The 17307-nt window shown below is 62.1% G+C and carries 11 protein-coding genes; 8 read left to right on the top strand and 3 right to left on the bottom strand.

Annotation, left to right across the window (positions count from 1 at the left end; genetic code table 11):
• The 3 genes from Q0331_RS00230 to Q0331_RS00220 form a co-directional block, all read left to right on the top strand.
• On the top strand, nucleotides 1-2898 hold a 2898-nt coding region (locus Q0331_RS00230), incomplete at its 5' end, for a DNA-directed RNA polymerase subunit beta (protein ID WP_298073812.1).
• Between the two features lie 134 nt (nucleotides 2899-3032).
• Nucleotides 3033-7004 (top strand): DNA-directed RNA polymerase subunit beta', encoded by a 3972-nt coding sequence (locus tag Q0331_RS00225; protein WP_298073811.1) that lies wholly within the window; start codon nucleotides 3033-3035, stop codon nucleotides 7002-7004.
• A 129-nt stretch (nucleotides 7005-7133) separates the two neighbouring features.
• Entirely contained in the window at nucleotides 7134-7328 is a 195-nt protein-coding gene (locus Q0331_RS00220) for a DUF4236 domain-containing protein (RefSeq protein WP_298073809.1), read from the top strand.
• 28 nt (nucleotides 7329-7356) lie between these two features.
• On the opposite strand, the gene Q0331_RS00215 is transcribed toward Q0331_RS00220, so the two are convergent.
• On the bottom strand, nucleotides 7357-9786 hold the full coding sequence (locus Q0331_RS00215) for an ATP-dependent RNA helicase (protein WP_298073807.1): 2430 nt from the start codon (nucleotides 9784-9786) through the stop codon (nucleotides 7357-7359).
• A 336-nt stretch (nucleotides 9787-10122) separates the two neighbouring features.
• Here Q0331_RS00215 and rpsL point away from each other — a divergent pair, with 336 nt between their 5' ends.
• The 4 genes from rpsL to tuf all read left to right on the top strand — a co-directional run bounded on the left by rpsL (nucleotide 10123) and on the right by tuf (nucleotide 14976).
• Nucleotides 10123-10494 (top strand): 30S ribosomal protein S12, encoded by a 372-nt coding sequence (rpsL, locus tag Q0331_RS00210; RefSeq protein ID WP_034971062.1) that lies wholly within the window; start codon nucleotides 10123-10125, stop codon nucleotides 10492-10494.
• A 3-nt stretch (nucleotides 10495-10497) separates the two neighbouring features.
• On the top strand, nucleotides 10498-10968 hold the full coding sequence (rpsG, locus tag Q0331_RS00205; RefSeq protein ID WP_005291999.1) for a 30S ribosomal protein S7: 471 nt from the start codon (nucleotides 10498-10500) through the stop codon (nucleotides 10966-10968).
• A gap of 244 nt (nucleotides 10969-11212) precedes the next feature.
• Nucleotides 11213-13327, top strand: coding sequence for an elongation factor G (gene fusA / locus Q0331_RS00200; protein WP_298073804.1), 2115 nt, complete (start codon nucleotides 11213-11215; stop codon nucleotides 13325-13327).
• A 458-nt stretch (nucleotides 13328-13785) separates the two neighbouring features.
• A complete protein-coding gene (gene tuf / locus Q0331_RS00195; protein WP_239198733.1) occupies nucleotides 13786-14976 on the top strand; it encodes an elongation factor Tu in 1191 nt (396 codons plus the stop codon).
• Between the two features lie 101 nt (nucleotides 14977-15077).
• On the opposite strand, the gene Q0331_RS00190 is transcribed toward tuf, so the two are convergent.
• Nucleotides 15078-15836, bottom strand: a complete 759-nt coding sequence (locus Q0331_RS00190) for a GntR family transcriptional regulator (RefSeq protein ID WP_298073801.1) — start codon at nucleotides 15834-15836, stop codon at nucleotides 15078-15080.
• Nucleotides 15837-16184, bottom strand: a complete 348-nt coding sequence (locus tag Q0331_RS00185; protein ID WP_034986208.1) for a hypothetical protein — start codon at nucleotides 16182-16184, stop codon at nucleotides 15837-15839.
• A gap of 757 nt (nucleotides 16185-16941) precedes the next feature.
• On the opposite strand from Q0331_RS00185, the gene rpsJ reads away from it, so the two are divergent.
• On the top strand, nucleotides 16942-17247 hold the full coding sequence (gene rpsJ, locus Q0331_RS00180) for a 30S ribosomal protein S10 (RefSeq protein WP_010120790.1): 306 nt from the start codon (nucleotides 16942-16944) through the stop codon (nucleotides 17245-17247).
• Nucleotides 17248-17307: the final 60 nt, after the last annotated feature.

Genomic DNA, 17307 nt, shown 5'->3' with positions numbered 1-17307 from the left:
GACAAGCGCGACACCGTCGGCGTGCGCATCGACCGCAAGCGCCGCCAGCCGGTCACCGTGCTGCTGAAGGCCCTGGGCCTGACCACGCAGGAGATCACCGACCGCTTCGGCTTCTCCGAGCTGATGATGTCCACCCTCGAAAAGGATGGCGTGGACAACACCGACGAGGCCCTGCTGGAGATCTACCGCAAGCAGCGCCCGGGCGAGTCCCCGACGCGCGACTCCGCGCAGGCTCTGCTGGAGAACTCTTTCTTCAAGGCGAAGCGCTACGACCTGGCCAAGGTTGGCCGCTACAAGGTCAACCGGAAGCTGGGCCTGGGCGGCGATACCGATGGCGTGATGACCCTCACGGAAGAGGACATCCTGACCACAATCGAGTACCTGGTGCGCCTGCATGCCGGTGAAAAGTCTATGACCTCCCCGGATGGCACCGAGATTCCAATCGATACCGACGACATCGACCACTTCGGTAACCGTCGTCTGCGTACCGTCGGCGAGCTGATCCAGAACCAGGTTCGCGTGGGTCTGTCCCGCATGGAGCGCGTTGTGCGTGAGCGCATGACCACCCAGGATGCGGAGTCCATCACGCCGACCTCCCTGATCAATGTTCGCCCGGTCTCCGCGGCTATCCGCGAGTTCTTCGGCACCTCCCAGCTGTCGCAGTTCCTGGACCAGAACAACTCCCTGTCCGGCCTGACCCACAAGCGCCGCCTGTCTGCGCTGGGTCCGGGCGGTCTGTCCCGTGAGCGCGCCGGCCTGGAGGTCCGCGACGTTCACCCGTCTCACTACGGCCGCATGTGCCCGATTGAGACGCCTGAGGGGCCGAACATTGGTCTGATCGGCTCCCTTTCCTCCTACGCTCGCGTGAACCCGTTCGGCTTCATCGAGACCCCGTACCGCAAGGTTGTGGACGGGCAGATCACCGACGAGGTCTACTACTTCACTGCGGACGAAGAAGACCGCCACGTGATTGCTCAGGCGAACACCCCGTTCGACGAGAATCACCGGTTCACCGAGGAGCGCATTGAGGTGCGCCTGCGCGGCGGCGACGTGGAGGTCGTCCCGTACACCGAGGTGGACTACATGGACGTGTCGCCGCGACAGATGGTTTCCGTGGCAACCGCTATGATTCCGTTCCTCGAGCACGACGATGCTAACCGTGCACTGATGGGTGCCAACATGCAGCGTCAGGCTGTGCCGCTGCTGCGCTCCGAGGCTCCGTTCGTGGGCACCGGTATGGAGCTGCGCGCTGCTTATGACGCCGGCGACATGATCATTGCGCCTAAGGCAGGCGTGGTCGAGTACGTCTCCGCCGACTACATCACCGTCATGGACGACGAAGGTGTGCGCGATACCTTCATGCTGCGCAAGTTCGAGCGCACCAACCAGGGCACCTGCTACAACCAGACTCCGCTGGTGGACGAGGGTGACCGCGTTGAGGCCGGCCAGGTTCTGGCCGACGGCCCGGGCACCGACCACGGCGAGATGGCACTGGGCAAGAACCTGCTGGTTGCCTTCATGCCGTGGGAAGGTCACAACTACGAGGACGCCATCATCCTGAACCAGCGCATGGTTGAGGAGGACGTTCTGACCTCGATTCACATCGAGGAGTACGAGATTGACGCCCGCGACACCAAGCTGGGTCCGGAGGAGATCACCCGCGACATTCCTAACGTGGGCGAAGATGTCCTGGCCGACCTGGACGAACGCGGTATCGTCCGCATCGGCGCTGACGTCCGCGACGGCGACATCTTGGTCGGTAAGGTCACCCCGAAGGGTGAGACCGAGCTGACTCCGGAAGAGCGCCTGCTGCGCGCTATCTTCGGCGAGAAGGCACGCGAGGTCCGCGATACCTCCATGAAGGTGCCGCACGGCGAGACCGGTAAGGTCATCGGCGTTCGCGTGTTCTCCCGTGAGGACGACGACGACCTGGCCGCAGGCGTGAACGAGATGGTTCGCGTCTACGTCGCCCAGAAGCGCAAGATCCAGGACGGCGATAAGCTCGCCGGCCGTCACGGCAACAAGGGTGTTGTCGGCAAGATCTTGCCGCAGGAGGACATGCCGTTCCTGCCGGACGGTACTCCGATCGACATCATCCTGAACACCCACGGCGTGCCGCGTCGTATGAACATTGGTCAGGTCCTCGAGGTGCACCTGGGCTGGCTGGCTAAGGCCGGTTGGAAGGTCGACACCGATTCTCAGGATCCGAAGATCCAGAAGATGCTGGAGACCCTGCCGGAGGAGCTTTACGAGGTTCCGGCGGACTCCCTGACCGCTACCCCGGTGTTCGACGGTGCTTCCAACGCGGAGCTGTCCGGCCTGCTGCGTTCCTCGCTGCCGAACCGCGACGGCGAGCGCCAGGTCGACGACTTCGGTAAGTCCAACCTGATTGACGGCCGCTCCGGCGAGCCCTTCCCGTACCCGGTTGCAGTGGGCTACATGTACATGCTGAAGCTGCACCACCTGGTCGACGAGAAGATCCACGCTCGCTCTACTGGTCCTTACTCCATGATTACCCAGCAGCCGCTGGGCGGTAAGGCACAGTTCGGTGGCCAGCGCTTCGGTGAGATGGAGGTGTGGGCAATGCAGGCATACGGTGCCGCCTACACCCTGCAGGAGCTCCTGACCATCAAGTCCGACGACGTGGTTGGCCGTGTGAAGGTGTACGAGGCGATCGTGAAGGGCGAGAACATCCCGGATCCTGGCATTCCGGAGTCCTTCAAGGTCCTCCTGAAGGAGCTGCAGTCGCTGTGCCTGAACGTTGAGGTTCTGGCCGCCGACGGCACCCCGATGGAGCTGTCCTCTGACGATGACGATGAGCTGGAGAACGCTAACGCAGCTCTGGGCATCAACCTGTCCCGTGACGAGCGTCCGGATGCTGACATGGACGTCAGCTAGGGCGTTGACGACCCTAAACATCTGACTTTCGTACATTCGCCGTATTTTCGGCGTCTGAGCCCGACAAACAACACAGCTTAAGGCGCCGTAACTACCCAAAGCCCTCCGGAAAGAGGAGGGGAAAGGAAGTCCACGTGCTGGACGTCAACTTTTTCGATGAGCTTCGCATCGGTCTAGCGACTGCGGACGACATCCGTCGCTGGTCCCGTGGCGAGGTCAAGAAGCCTGAAACCATTAACTACCGCACCCTGAAGCCGGAGAAGGACGGCCTGTTCTGCGAGCGCATTTTCGGCCCCACCCGCGACTGGGAGTGTGGCTGTGGCAAGTACAAGCGTGTGCGCTACAAGGGCATCATCTGTGAGCGCTGTGGCGTTGAGGTGACCAAGTCCAAGGTGCGCCGTGAGCGCATGGGCCACATCGAGCTGGCCGCTCCTGTCACCCACATCTGGTACTTCAAGGGCGTGCCCTCTCGCCTGGGCTACCTGTTGGACCTGGCTCCGAAGGATCTGGAAAAGATCATCTACTTCGCCGCCAACATCATCACCTCCGTGGACGAGGAAGGTCGCCACAACGACCAGTCCACCCTCGAGGCGGAGATGCTGCTGGAGAAGAAGGAAGTCGAGCAGGAGCGCGATGCGGAGCTGGCCGATCGTGCCAAGACTCTCGAGGACGACCTGGCTGAGCTCGAGGCAGCTGGTGCCAAGAACGATGCCAAGAAGAAGGTCCAGAACGCAGCCGACCGCGAGATGCGCCACATCCGCGAGCGCGCCGAGCGCGAGATTGACCGCCTGGACGAGATCTGGAACACCTTCGTCAAGCTGGCTCCGAAGCAGATGATTGTGGATGAGAACATCTACAACGAGCTGGTCGACCGCTACGAGGATTACTTCACCGGTGGCATGGGTGCAGAGGCCATCCAGACCCTGATCCGTAGCTTCGACCTCGAGGCCGAGGCCGAGTCCCTGCGCGAAGTTATCCGTGACGGCAAGGGCCAGAAGAAGCTGCGTGCTCTGAAGCGCCTGAAGGTCGTCGCCGCGTTCCTGCGTTCCGGCAACGACCCGGCCGGCATGGTTCTGGACTGCATCCCGGTTATTCCGCCGGAGCTGCGCCCGATGGTGCAGCTGGACGGCGGCCGTTTTGCGACCTCCGACCTGAACGACCTGTACCGCCGCGTCATCAACCGCAACAACCGCCTGAAGCGCATGCTGGACCTCGGCGCACCCGAGATCATCGTGAACAACGAGAAGCGCATGCTGCAGGAGTCCGTCGACGCACTGTTCGACAACGGTCGTCGCGGCCGTCCGGTTACCGGACCGGGCAACCGTCCGCTGAAGTCCCTGTCTGACCTGCTGAAGGGTAAGCAGGGCCGCTTCCGCCAGAACCTGCTGGGTAAGCGTGTGGACTACTCCGGCCGTTCCGTGATTATCGTTGGCCCGCAGCTGAAGCTGCACCAGTGTGGTCTGCCGAAGCTGATGGCCCTGGAGCTGTTCAAGCCGTTCGTGATGAAGCGCCTGGTGGAGAAGTCCTACGCGCAGAACATCAAGTCCGCCAAGCGAATGGTGGAGCGCCAGCGCCCCGAGGTGTGGGACGTGCTGGAAGAAGCCATCGCCGAGCACCCGGTGATGCTGAACCGTGCACCCACCCTGCACCGCCTGGGTATTCAGGCCTTCGAGCCGATCCTGGTTGAGGGTAAGGCTATCCAGCTGCACCCGCTGGCTTGTGAGGCTTTCAACGCGGACTTCGACGGTGACCAGATGGCTGTTCACCTGCCGCTGTCCGCTGAGGCGCAGGCCGAGGCTCGCATCCTGATGCTGGCTTCCAACAACATTCTGTCCCCGGCATCCGGTAAGCCGCTGGCTATGCCGCGTCTGGACATGGTGACCGGCCTGTACTACCTGACCCTGCTGAAGAAGCCGGAGGAGTTCGGCGGCCAGGGTGCCTACGCACCGGCCACCGAGGAGGGTCCGGCACAGGGCGTGTACTCCTCCTTGGCCGAGGCGATCATGGCTTACGACCGTGGCGTACTGGGCCTACAGGCTCCGATCCACGTGCGTATCAGCCACCTGCGCCCGACCGCGGAGATCGAGGCCGAGCTGTTCCCGGATGGTTGGCAGCGAGGCCAGACCTGGCTGGCGGAGACCACCCTGGGTCGCGTGCTGTTCAACGAGCTGCTGCCGTGGAACTACCCATACGTAGAGGGCGTCATGGCGAAGAAGCCACAGGCTGCCGTCATTAACGACCTCGCGGCGAAGTACCCGATGATCACCGTGGCGCAGACGGTGGACAAGCTGAAGGATGCCGGCTTCTACTGGGCAACCCGCTCCGGTGTGACCATCACAATGCACGATGTGCTGGTTCTGCCGAATAAGCAGGAAGTTCTGGATAACTACGAGGCCAAGGCCCGCGTTATCGAGAAGAAGATGGCACGCGGCAAGATCAACGAGGCCGAGCGCTACCAGTCCCTGGTGGACCTGTGGAAGGAAGCTACCGACTACGTCGGTCAGTCCGTCGAGGACCTGTACCCGGATGACAACCCGATTCCGATGATCGTGAAGTCGGGTGCTGCCGGTAACATGCGTCAGATCTGGACCCTGGCCGGCATGAAGGGCATGGTTACGAACTCGCGCGGTGAGTACATCACCCGCCCGATTAAGACCTCCTTCCGCGAAGGCCTGTCCGTGCTCGAGTACTTCAACAACTCCCACGGTTCCCGTAAGGGCCTGGCCGATACGGCTCTGCGTACCGCCGACTCGGGTTACCTGACCCGTCGTCTGGTGGACGTGGCGCAGGACGTCATCGTGCGCGAGGACGACTGTGGTACCAAGCAGGGCGCTGTTATGCCAGTGGCCGTTCCGGTTCTGGACGCCGAGGGCAAGCCGACCGGTAACTACACCGCGGCGGACTTCGTCGAAACGTCTGTTCTGGGTCGTTACCTGGCTAGCGACGCCACCGCCTCCGACGGCACCGTCGTCGTTGCCGAGGGCAACGTCATTGGCGAGGGCGAGCTGAAGGCTCTCCTCGAGGCCGGCGTGGAGGAAGTAAAGGTCCGCTCCGTGATGACCTGTGCTACCAACACCGGCGTGTGCTCGACCTGCTACGGCCGTTCCATGGCGACCGGCAAGAAGGTCGAGATCGGCGAGGCCGTTGGTATCGTCGCCGCCCAGTCCATTGGTGAGCCGGGTACCCAGCTGACCATGCGTACGTTCCACCTGGGTGGTGTCGGTGGCGACATTACCGGTGGTCTGCCGCGTGTTCAGGAGCTGTTTGAAGCTCGTGTGCCGAAGGCGAAGTCCCCGATTGCGTCGGTGGACGGCAAGGTGCGCATCGAAGACGACGACAACTTCTTCACCCTCACCATCGAGCCGGACGACGGCTCCGACGATGTGGTGTACGAGAAGCTGTCCAAGCGCCAGGGCCTGGCAACGCTGGGCACCGGTGGCGTGGAGCGCCCGATCCGCGACGGCGACCACGTGAAGATGGGCCAGCAGCTGCTGAAGGGCGCTGCCGATCCGCACGAGGTTCTGCGCGTGATGGGCCGCCGTGGCGTGCAGCAGCACCTGATCAACGAGGTCCAGAAGGTCTACCGCGATCAGGGTGTGGCCATCCACGACAAGCACATCGAGATCATCGTGCGCCAGATGCTGCGTCGCGTGACCGTCATCGACTCCGGCTCGACCGAGTTCCTGCCGGGCTCCCTGGTGGATCACGCAGACGCGGTGGCTGCTTCCAAGGAGGCCGTCAAGACCGGCGGCCGTCCGGTGGAGGTTCGCGCCGAGATCATGGGCATCACGAAGGCCTCCCTGGCTACCGAGTCCTGGCTGTCCGCCGCCTCGTTCCAGGAGACCACCCGCGTGCTCACGGACGCTGCCATCAACAAGCGTTCTGACAAGCTGATCGGCCTGAAGGAGAACGTCATCATCGGTAAGCTGATCCCGGCCGGTACGGGCATTTCCCGCTACCGCAACATCACCGTGGAGCCGACGGAGGAGGCCCGCGCAGCGGCTTACTCCCTGCCGTCCTCCTTCGGCGATGGCTTCTACGCCGACGACACTTACGGCGAGTTCACCGGCGCTGCCGTGCCGCTGGACGACATCGACCTGATGTAGCCCAGCAGTGTCTAGCGGGCGCTTCTCCTTGTGCCAGAGGCCTATTGCTTAAAGGTCTCGTGCTTGGGGCGGCGCCCGCTTTTGCGTGCCTAGTGCCTACTGTAAGCGGTGACATCTATGATGGCCTGCATGGGTATGATGTTTCGCAACTCCAAGAAGTTCGGTCCGTTCCGCATTAACACCTCTTCCGGTGGCGTGGGCGGATCCACCCGTGTTGGGCCGATGCGCATTACGCAGCGCGCTGATGGCCGCCAGTCCGTCACGATCCGCACCCCGATCCGCGGCCTGAACTTCACCAAGACCTTCGGCAACAAGCGCCGCTAGGCGCGTGCGGGTCACGCGCCCGTGCGAACTAGCTACCCAGCGCCCGCTTCGTCTTCTTCGTCGCCGTCGCCGACCACGGATCCTCGGGCCACGGGTGCTTCGGATACCGCCCGCGCATGTCCTTGCGCACGCCCTGGTAGGGGCCGTCCCAAAAGCTCTTCAGATCGTCGGTGACGGCTAGCTCGCGGCCAGCTGGCGATAGTAGGTGGAACAGAACTTTTTGTCCCGCGATGGTGGGGGATTCCGCCAGCCCAAAGCATTCCTGCAGCTTAATGCGCACAATCGGGCGCTCAGTTTCGTAGTGGATCTTCGTGGACGATCCGCTGGGTACCTCCAGCCGCTCCGGCGCAAGCTCGTCCATCCGTCCCGCCTCGGGCCACGGGAGTTGGCGCATGATCGCCTGGTAAGCGTCGATGTCGGCGATCCTTTCGCCCGCCACGACCCGCTCGGCCTCGGGCGTATAGTCGCCTGCCGCAAGATCTGGCCACGGTTCGCCGAGCTGCTCGCGGAGGTAGTCGACTCTTTCCTTGATTCTTGACGCCCCCTCAGTCATCCGTAGCCACCCGAGTCCCTCGGCAGCCAAGGCCGCGATCGCTTGGTTTTTCTCTTCTTCGCCCAGCTGGCTGACGGAGACCGGCGTGCTGGATAGTTCGATAGCTCCGAGGTGGCGGGTGCGCCGCGCGCGGAGCTTGCCCTCGGAGATGCGAGCGGTGACGTCCTCCCGCACCTGCGCTAGGTCCGGTTCGTCCAGCCGGGCGGCCGCGCGGATCAGGGGAGTGCGGCCCAGCTGGACCTCTGCCACTGCCAGCCATTCGGATCCGCCGAGCGGGCGGCGCAGCTCCGGCGCCAGGATGGCGCGGGTGCCGGAGGCCAGCAGATACTCGGCGTCCCCGCTGCCGCCGTTACCAGCGTTGCGACCGCTGCTTTCTACCAGCTTGGCCACGCGATCAGGGAATGCGGAGGCTACAACCTCGCCGGGAGTGGCCGGACCACGGTCTTCCACCATCCGCGCGAAACGGCGCACTTCGGAGGCCTGTGGATTGGCCTCGGCGAGGTCCCCCTGCAGGCCGGTCGACAGTGCGGCCACAACCTCGGCGGCGCCTGAGCCGTGCGCCAGCAGTGCCGCCCCGAGGCGTGGGTCGGCGGGAATGCGCGCGAGCTTCTGACCCGTCGCGGTGATCGCGCCGTTCCCATCTAGTGCGCCCAAGGCGTGCAGCTCCTGGTTGGCGTCGGTGAGGGTTGCGGCCGGAGGGGCGTCCAGCAGAGAAATATCGGGCGAGCCCCAAGCAGCGAGGGTCAAGGCGGCGGTGACGAGGTCCGACGAGAGGATCTCCGGGGTGATGTCCGGTGCGAAGTGGGAATAGTCGGCCGCGGAGTAGGCGCGGTAGACCTGGCCGGGGCCGAGGCGACCGGCACGGCCGGCACGCTGATCGGCGCTGGCCTTGGAAGTGGAGGTGGTGACTAGGCCCGTCATGCCGCGAGCTTGGTCGTGGCGGGGAGTGCGGGAAAGGCCTGCATCGACGACTGCGTGTACGCCGGGGACGGTCAGGGAGGATTCGGCAATGGATGTGGCGACGACGATGGGGGAGTTGCCTGTGAGCGCGGCATCCTGCTCGCGTGAGTCCAGACCGCCGTGGAGCGGGACGGAATCGGGCAGGTGAGAGCTCACCCAGTCGATTTCCTTGCGGCCGGGCACGAAGACCAGCGTGCGATGGTCGAGATGGCCGGAGTCGCAGTGGTACGAGTGGGCCTGCAGGGCAAGGCTCGCGACGTGGCGGTAGAACGCGGGCGAGCCCTGGGCGCGCTCGGGGTGCGGGTGATACGTGACCTCGAGCGGGTGGGTGACCGCTGGGGTGGAGACGACCTGCGCGCCCATGTAGTCGGCAAGTTTCTGCGTGTCGACTGTGGCGGACATGGCGCAGAGGTAGAGCTCCCCGGCGGGGTCGCCTTCGCGCAGCAGGGCGACTTCCTGGCACATGGCGAGCACGAGGTCGGAATCCAATTGGCGCTCGTGGACTTCGTCGATGAGTACCGCACCCACGCCTTCGAGGGCGGGATCGGCCAGGAGGCGGTTGAGGAGCACACCGGGAGTGACGAATTCAACCAGGGTGCCGGGGTGATGTTCGCCGCGGATGCTGTAGCCGACACGGTCGCCTACGCGGGAGCCGTCGAGGTGGGCGAGGCGCCGGGCGGCGGCGCGGACGGCCACGCGGCGAGGTGCGGTGACCAGCACTTTCGGCGGGGTGGCCGGGGTGGCCGTGGTGGTCGGGGGCTCTTCCGTGGCTTCGTCGGCTGTGCGCGCCAGAATATTGGACAGCGCGGGCGGGACGAGGGTTGTCTTACCTGTTCCAGGGGGAGCCTCCACCACCAACGGGCCGCGCTGTGGAATGCGCGACAGCAGTTCGGCGGCGGGTAGGCCCGCTCCGATGGTTGCGAGGTCAAACTGGTGGGAAGGCATCGGGATGATTGTAGGCACGGTGCCAGCCTGGCAGTGACTGAGAACGCTATTCAAACGGGAATTTGGTAGCGCAGGCACGGTGTATTAAGCTTTTCCACCGTAGATTGTATTGTCTCCGCTGGTGCAGTGACGGTCACAAGCTAACCGAGTTAGCGCAGGCCGGTTGTGCAGCTGGGGTGCGATGCAGGGATCTCCACGTTATTGCGTGGGGTGATACACCACGGAAGAGGCCCCGTAAGGAAGAGCCCCTTATTTTTCGTGTGTGCAGATCCTTTTGAGATCCTCAAGCTACAAACTGCACTACTGCACCGAAAAGAACCGAAAGAAAGTCTATCTATGCCAACTATTCAGCAGCTGGTCCGCAAGGGCCGTCATGACAAGAGCACGAAGGTTGCCACTGCTGCGCTGAAGGGCTCCCCGCAGCGTCGCGGTGTGTGCACCCGCGTGTACACCACCACTCCGAAGAAGCCGAACTCCGCACTGCGTAAGGTTGCCCGTGTTCGCCTGACCTCCGGTATCGAGGTTTCCGCCTACATCCCGGGTGAGGGCCACAACCTGCAGGAGCACTCCATGGTGCTCGTCCGCGGTGGTCGTGTGAAGGACCTCCCGGGTGTTCGCTACAAGATCGTGCGTGGTTCCCTCGACACCCAGGGTGTCAAGGACCGCAAGCAGGCACGTTCCCGCTACGGCGCTAAGAAGGAGAAGTAAACAATGCCACGTAAGGGTCCAGCACCTTCCCGACAGCTCGTCAAGGATCCAGTTTACGGCGACGTTCTCGTCTCCCAGCTGGTGAACAAGGTTCTCCTTGACGGTAAGAAGTCCACCGCAGAGCGCATCGTCTACGGCGCACTGGAGCAGTGCCGTGAGAAGACCGGCACCGATCCGATCCTCACCCTGAAGAAGGCTCTCGACAACGTCAAGCCGGCTCTTGAGGTTCGCTCCCGCCGTGTTGGTGGCGCTACCTACCAGGTTCCGGTTGAGGTTCGCCCCGGCCGTTCCACCACTCTGGCACTGCGTTGGCTGGTGACCTTCACCCGTCAGCGTCGTGAGAACACCATGACCGAGCGTCTCGCCAACGAGATCCTGGACGCATCCAACGGCCTGGGTGCATCCGTGAAGCGTCGCGAAGACACTCACAAGATGGCAGAGGCCAACCGCGCCTTCGCCCACTACCGCTGGTAGCAGCGGCTCTATAGCCTCACCGCCCAAACTTCATATCGGGGTAGTGGGGCTATAGTTTTTATTGACCGCGTGAGGGCGTCAAGAAACCCTCGACGCGACGTGACGGCACAAAGCTGGCACAATAGAACGAGTACATAATCGCCTGCGGCTTGCGGGGCTTTTTAAAGCACTTGAAGAACGACAATGTGAACAACATGGAAGTTCCGGCCAAGCCGCTCAACAACGAAATGAGCGGGGTAACCCAGTGGCACTTGAAGCGTTGACCGACCTGAACAAGGTCCGCAACATCGGCATCATGGCGCACATCGATGCTGGTAAGACCACCACCACGGAGCGCATCCTTTTCTACACCGGCATCAACCGTAAGGTCGGTGAGACCCACGATGGCGCCTCCACGATGGACTGGATGGAGCAGGAGAAGGAGCGCGGAATTACCATTACTTCCGCCGCGACCACCTGTTTCTGGGAAGGCAACCAGATCAACATCATCGACACCCCGGGTCACGTGGACTTCACCGTTGAGGTGGAGCGTTCCCTGCGTGTTCTGGACGGTGCCGTTGCTGTGTTCGACGCCAAGGAAGGCGTGGAGCCGCAGTCTGAGCAGGTCTGGCGCCAGGCAACCAAGTACGATGTTCCGCGTATCTGCTTCGTCAACAAGATGGATAAGCTGGGTGCGGACTTCTACTACACCGTGCAGACCATCATCGACCGCCTGGGCGCAAAGCCGCTGGTGATGGCCCTGCCGATCGGCGCTGAGGATGACTTCGACGGCATCGTCGACCTGCTGAACATGCGCGCCCTGACCTGGCGCGGCAAGGTCGAGATCGGTACCGAGCCGACCTACGAGGAGATCCCGGAGGATCTGAAGGAAAAGGCTGAGGAGTACCGCGAGAAGCTCATCGAGACCGTTGCTGAGTCCGACGAAGAGCTGATGGAGCGCTACTTCGCCGGTGAGGAAATCACCGTCGACGAGCTGAAGGCACAGATCCGCAAGCTGACCATCAACTCTGAGGTCTACCCGGTTTACTGTGGTTCTGCTTACAAGAACAAGGGTATCCAGCCGATGCTGGATGCTGTGATCGACTTCCTGCCGAACCCGATGGATGTCGGCTCCATCGTCGGCCACGATCCGAAGGATCCGGAGAGTGAGAAGCTGCGTAAGCCGTCCAAGGACGAGCCGTTCTCCGCTCTGGCGTTCAAGGTTGCCGTTCACCCGTTCTTCGGCAAGCTGACCTACGTTCGCGTGTACTCCGGTTCCGTTGAGTCCGGTGCACAGGTTATGAACTCCACCAAGGACAAGAAGGAGCGCATCGGCAAGCTGTTCCAGATGCACTCCAACAAGGAGCAGCCGGTGGATCGTGCATCCGCTGGTCACATCTACGCCTTCATCGGTCTGAAGGATACGACCACTGGCGACACCCTGAGTGACGCTCAGGACCCGGTCATCCTGGAGTCCATGGACTTCCCGGATCCGGTTATCGAGGTGGCAATCGAGCCGAAGACCAAGTCTGACCAGGAGAAGCTGGGTACCGCCATCCAGAAGCTGGCGGAAGAGGACCCGACCTTCACCGTTAAGCTGGACGAGGAGACCGGCCAGACCGTCATCGGCGGTATGGGCGAGCTGCACCTGGACGTTCTGGTTGACCGCATGCGCCGCGAGTTCAAGGTCGAGGCGAACATCGGTAACCCGCAGGTTGCTTACCGCGAGACCATCCGCAAGCCGGTCGAGAAGCTGGAGTACACCCACAAGAAGCAGACTGGTGGTTCCGGTCAGTTCGCGCGCGTCATCATCGCGCTCGAGCCTTACGAGCCGGAAGAGGGCTCCGACCAGACCTACGAGTTCGTCAACGAGGTCACCGGTGGCCGCGTGCCGAAGGAGTACATCCCGTCTGTGGACGCTGGTATCCAGGACGCTATGCAGTACGGCTACCTGGCCGGCTTCCCGCTGGTGAACATCAAGGCCACCCTGCTGGATGGTGCTTACCACGAGGTCGACTCCTCCGAAATGGCCTTCAAGCTGGCTGGTTCCCAGGCACTGAAGGAAGCTGTTGCCAAGGCAAAGCCGGTTCTGCTGGAGCCGCTGATGGCCGTTGAGGTAATTACCCCTGAGGAGTACATGGGCGACGTCATCGGCGACATCAACTCCCGCCGTGGCCAGGTTTCCTCCATGGACGACCGCGCTGGCGCCAAGATCGTCAAGGCCAAGGTGCCGCTGTCCGAGATGTTCGGCTACATTGGCGACCTGCGTTCCCGTACCGCCGGCCGTGCGAACTTCTCCATGATCTTCGACTCCTACGGTGAGGTTCCGACTAACGTCGCATCCGACATCATCGCGGAGCGCACTGGCGGCAACGCTTAACCCTCAAGTAAGACCCCAAGCAAGGTTTTTAGGCTTTGTGACGCCCCCTCGGGCGCCCACCACCCCGGGCGCCTGTCGCGGAGCGGCACGGGCAAAGGGCCTTGCGGGGTAGGGGTCAGCACGGCGTAGCCCTGCGTCAATAAATAACCAAATAGAAAACTTGATTACCCCAATGTTCGTGGGTTTTAGGTTTGCTCGAGGGGGCAAATTTTTCTAGATGGCAAAAGTGACGTAGGATGCGGTGTGCTGGCCGTTACCCAGTTCGCGTGTAGCGCGACTGGCCTCGAAGCACAAAGTCGAGGCGAAGATGTTCGTTACACGGATAATCTGATATTCGGCAAGAAGTAAGAAAACTAGCCAGTGGGCGACCCGTAAACTGCGGGGAAGCAACTGGTTGGCAATAAAAGTTAATGTGGCTGCGAGAGTCGTAGCCACCGAGCAGTCCAGGAGGACACAAAGTGGCGAAGGCTAAGTTCGAGCGTTCCAAGCCGCACGTAAACATCGGCACCATTGGTCACGTCGACCACGGCAAGACCACCACCACTGCCGCGATCACCAAGGTTCTGGCTGACGCATTCCCCGAGGCCAACAAGTCCTTCGCTTTCGACGCCATCGATAAGGCGCCGGAGGAGAAGGAGCGTGGCATCACGATCAACATCTCCCACGTTGAGTACGAGACCGAGAAGCGCCACTACGCTCACGTTGACGCTCCGGGCCACGCTGACTACATCAAGAACATGATCACCGGTGCTGCTCAGATGGACGGCGCTATCCTGGTTGTTGCTGCAACCGATGGCCCGATGCCGCAGACCCGCGAGCACGTTCTGCTGGCTCGCCAGGTTGGCGTTCCGTACATCCTGGTTGCACTGAACAAGTGCGACATGGTTGACGATGAGGAGCTGTTGGAGCTCGTCGAGATGGAGGTCCGCGAGTTGCTGGCTGAGCAGGACTTCGACGAGGAAGCACCTGTTGTTCACATCTCCGCACTGAAGGCCCTGGAGGGCGACGAGAAGTGGGCTAAGCAGATCCTGGAGCTCATGCAGGCCTGCGACGACTCCATCCCGGACCCGGAGCGCGAGACCGACAAGCCGTTCCTGATGCCGGTTGAGGACATCTTCACCATTACCGGCCGCGGTACCGTTGTTACTGGCCGTGTTGAGCGTGGCATCCTGAACCTGAACGACGAGGTTGAGATCCTGGGTATCCGCGAGAAGTCCCAGAAGACCACCGTTACCTCCATTGAGATGTTCAACAAGCTGCTGGACACCGCAGAGGCTGGCGACAACGCCGCACTGCTGCTGCGTGGCCTGAAGCGCGAAGACGTTGAGCGTGGTCAGATCGTTGCTAAGCCGGGCGCTTACACCCCGCACACCGAGTTCGAGGGCTCCGTCTACGTTCTGTCCAAGGACGAGGGCGGCCGCCACACCCCGTTCTTCGACAACTACCGTCCGCAGTTCTACTTCCGCACCACCGACGTTACCGGTGTTGTGAAGCTGCCGGAGGGCACCGAGATGGTTATGCCGGGCGACAACGTTGACATGTCCGTGACCCTGATCCAGCCGGTTGCTATGGACGAGGGCCTGCGCTTCGCTATCCGTGAGGGTGGCCGCACCGTTGGCGCTGGTCGCGTTACCAAGATCAACAAGTAGTCTTAACTACTCACATGATCGCCGCTTAGTGCTTTAGGTGCTAAACGGTTCAAGGCCCCGGGTTCCTTCGAGGAACCCGGGGCCTTCTGCATGCCCTGGAACTATCCCCAGGGGAAGCGATTCAACGTAGTCCAGCTGAGAACGTTGTTCTTGCCAGACGTGGGCACGGCGATACTGAGGGCGTCCGCGATATAGCGATCCTCACTCATCTCCAGCGGCGTGCCCCTCGCATCGCGCGAGAGGCGCCGGTGCACTAGCACAGGGTCGCCGGCCTCGAGGGGCAGCCACCGCGCATCAACCTCCCCGGCCTTCGCGGCGGAGAACACGTTGTCGGCTGCGAAGAAGTGAATGTTGTGACGGGCTGCCAGCTCGTTGGTCACAGACGGGCAGGTGGGATCCATCGGCTCGACCTTGGTGCCAATCCAGGCGGGGTAGCGGGTGCGCTCTAGCATGATGGGGGAGCCGTCGATGGTGCGCACGCGCAGAACCTTTAGGACTTTCTCGCCGGCGGGCACGCGCAGCAGCTCGGCATCCTTTTCAGTCTGCTCCACCCATTCCTGGTGGATCACGTGGCCGCCTGGGGTGCGTCCGCGCCCGTAGGCCCACTGTGCGAAACTACGAAACTTCGAGATCTCGGGGAAGCGGGCGGGCATGCGCAGCACGACCTTCCGCGCGCCCCGCTTAGAGCTGAGCGTGCCTTCGTCCACCAGCTGATTGAGTGCCTGGCGCATGGTGCCGGGGGCGACGTCGAAGCGTTCGGCCAAGGTTCTTTCGCTTGGTATGGCTTCGCCAACCTGGAAGCGCCCGTTGCGGATGTCCTCGCGCAGTTGTCGGGCGATCTGCTCGTAGCGGGTGGACATCTACTTGTCTCCCTCGCGGTACCCTCGCCGAAACTCTTGCGGCAACTTATGGAGCAACGTGTTGCGTAGGTTGCCGGCGAAGCGTCCGGCGTTGCGGGCGAAGTTTTCGGCCACGCCCATGGCTTGCTCGGCAACGTCCATCGCCTGCTCGGCTTTGTCCTCGGGGATGAAGCTAGGCCGGTGCTCGCGGACTTGGCGGCGCAGGCGTGCGCGCCGGTCCCAGGCCTCGTCTAGGGCACGCAGAGCGTCGATCAGCTCGGCGTCCGTCCCTCCCGCGTCGGGGTGGTGTTTCCGCACCAGGGCGCGCCGTTGCCGCTGGTATTCGGGGTTGTTGCGGTAGTCGCTCATTGCTGTTCCTTCTTTAGGTGACGCCACCTCAAGGCCGTGCATGTGAAGTCTGAACTTACGTGGCGATTCTAGTGCTCAAAGGGCTACGGAGGTAAAAGGTCACCGGCGCGTAGGGGCGTCAAAAAAAGAAAAGGCAGAAGTGATTTGGTTTCGGCGCGCCCGGTGTGGTTGAATACTTGACGTTGCTTTAACACGGCACATGAGGCCAGCAGCGCAGCAGCGAGGCTGGACCAAGAAGGTGTCGATGGTGAAGTGAGCATGATCCATCGTCGGTGAAGAACCTCGCGAAAATGATCCGAAGGGTCACAGCGGGGCTGCTTTGCTGTGCGGTACTTAAAAAGCGGAAAGGCGACACGCCCGACCGCGGGTGCCGGAGGATGGGGCATGGTAAATGAACAGCGGCAGTAAGCGAAGGGATTCCCTTCCGACAAGGCGCGGAACACGTTTCCAAGCTTGTACTCCATATATTTCGTAAATAAGGCCTCGGTAAAACGAATCCGGCCATGGAGCAAGCTAAAGGGGCGGGAACCGGGTGTTGTTACATCACTTGATAAACCAAGTGCGTATGGCGTGTGTTCATTAAAACCAAATGACCCGCTATCCGTCGATGGCACAAACAAGTAAATGTAAGACACAAGCGACACTGGCGACTGGACCAGGCCCCAAGGCCGGACAGCGTTAAGACTAAGACAGATAAGAAGCGTGACTACCAGCTGTTTTAAATAGCAGGGAAGCGCTTTGAAGGAAGAGGACAAGCGTGGCGGGACAGAAGATCCGCATTAGGCTCAAGGCCTACGATCACGAGGCTATCGACGCTTCTGCCAAGAAGATCGTCGAGACGGTTACCCGTACCGGCGCTCGTGTTGTCGGCCCAGTGCCACTGCCAACTGAAAAGAACGTGTACTGCGTCATCCGCTCTCCGCACAAGTACAAGGACTCGCGCGAGCACTTTGAGATGCGTACGCACAAGCGTCTGATCGACATTCTCGACCCAACCCCGAAGACCGTTGACGCCCTCATGCGCATCGATCTTCCGGCCAGCGTCGACGTCAACATTCAGTAAGCGGCAAACGAGTCTGAACTACTGAAACGGCAGCGGAAGAGAAACTATGAGTGATATTGA

The organism is uncultured Corynebacterium sp. (genome assembly GCF_937999985.1).
Classification (GTDB): Bacteria; Actinomycetota; Actinomycetes; order Mycobacteriales; family Mycobacteriaceae; genus Corynebacterium.
The sequence above is the reverse complement of the archived record's forward strand: the minus strand, read 5'-3'. Positions and strand labels throughout refer to the sequence as shown.

What these genes read in the sequence shown, in the direction of transcription:
- rpsL (WP_034971062.1), top strand. Translation starts at nt 10,123, where the DNA reads ATGCCAACTATTCAGCAGCTGGTCCGCAAGGGCCGTCATGACAAGAGC.
- Q0331_RS00185 (WP_034986208.1), bottom strand. Translation starts at nt 16,184, where the DNA reads ATGAGCGACTACCGCAACAACCCCGAATACCAGCGGCAACGGCGCGCC.
- Q0331_RS00220 (WP_298073809.1), top strand. Translation starts at nt 7,134, where the DNA reads ATGGGTATGATGTTTCGCAACTCCAAGAAGTTCGGTCCGTTCCGCATT.
- Q0331_RS00215 (WP_298073807.1), bottom strand. Translation starts at nt 9,786, where the DNA reads ATGCCTTCCCACCAGTTTGACCTCGCAACCATCGGAGCGGGCCTACCC.
- Q0331_RS00190 (WP_298073801.1), bottom strand. Translation starts at nt 15,836, where the DNA reads ATGTCCACCCGCTACGAGCAGATCGCCCGACAACTGCGCGAGGACATC.
- rpsG (WP_005291999.1), top strand. Translation starts at nt 10,498, where the DNA reads ATGCCACGTAAGGGTCCAGCACCTTCCCGACAGCTCGTCAAGGATCCA.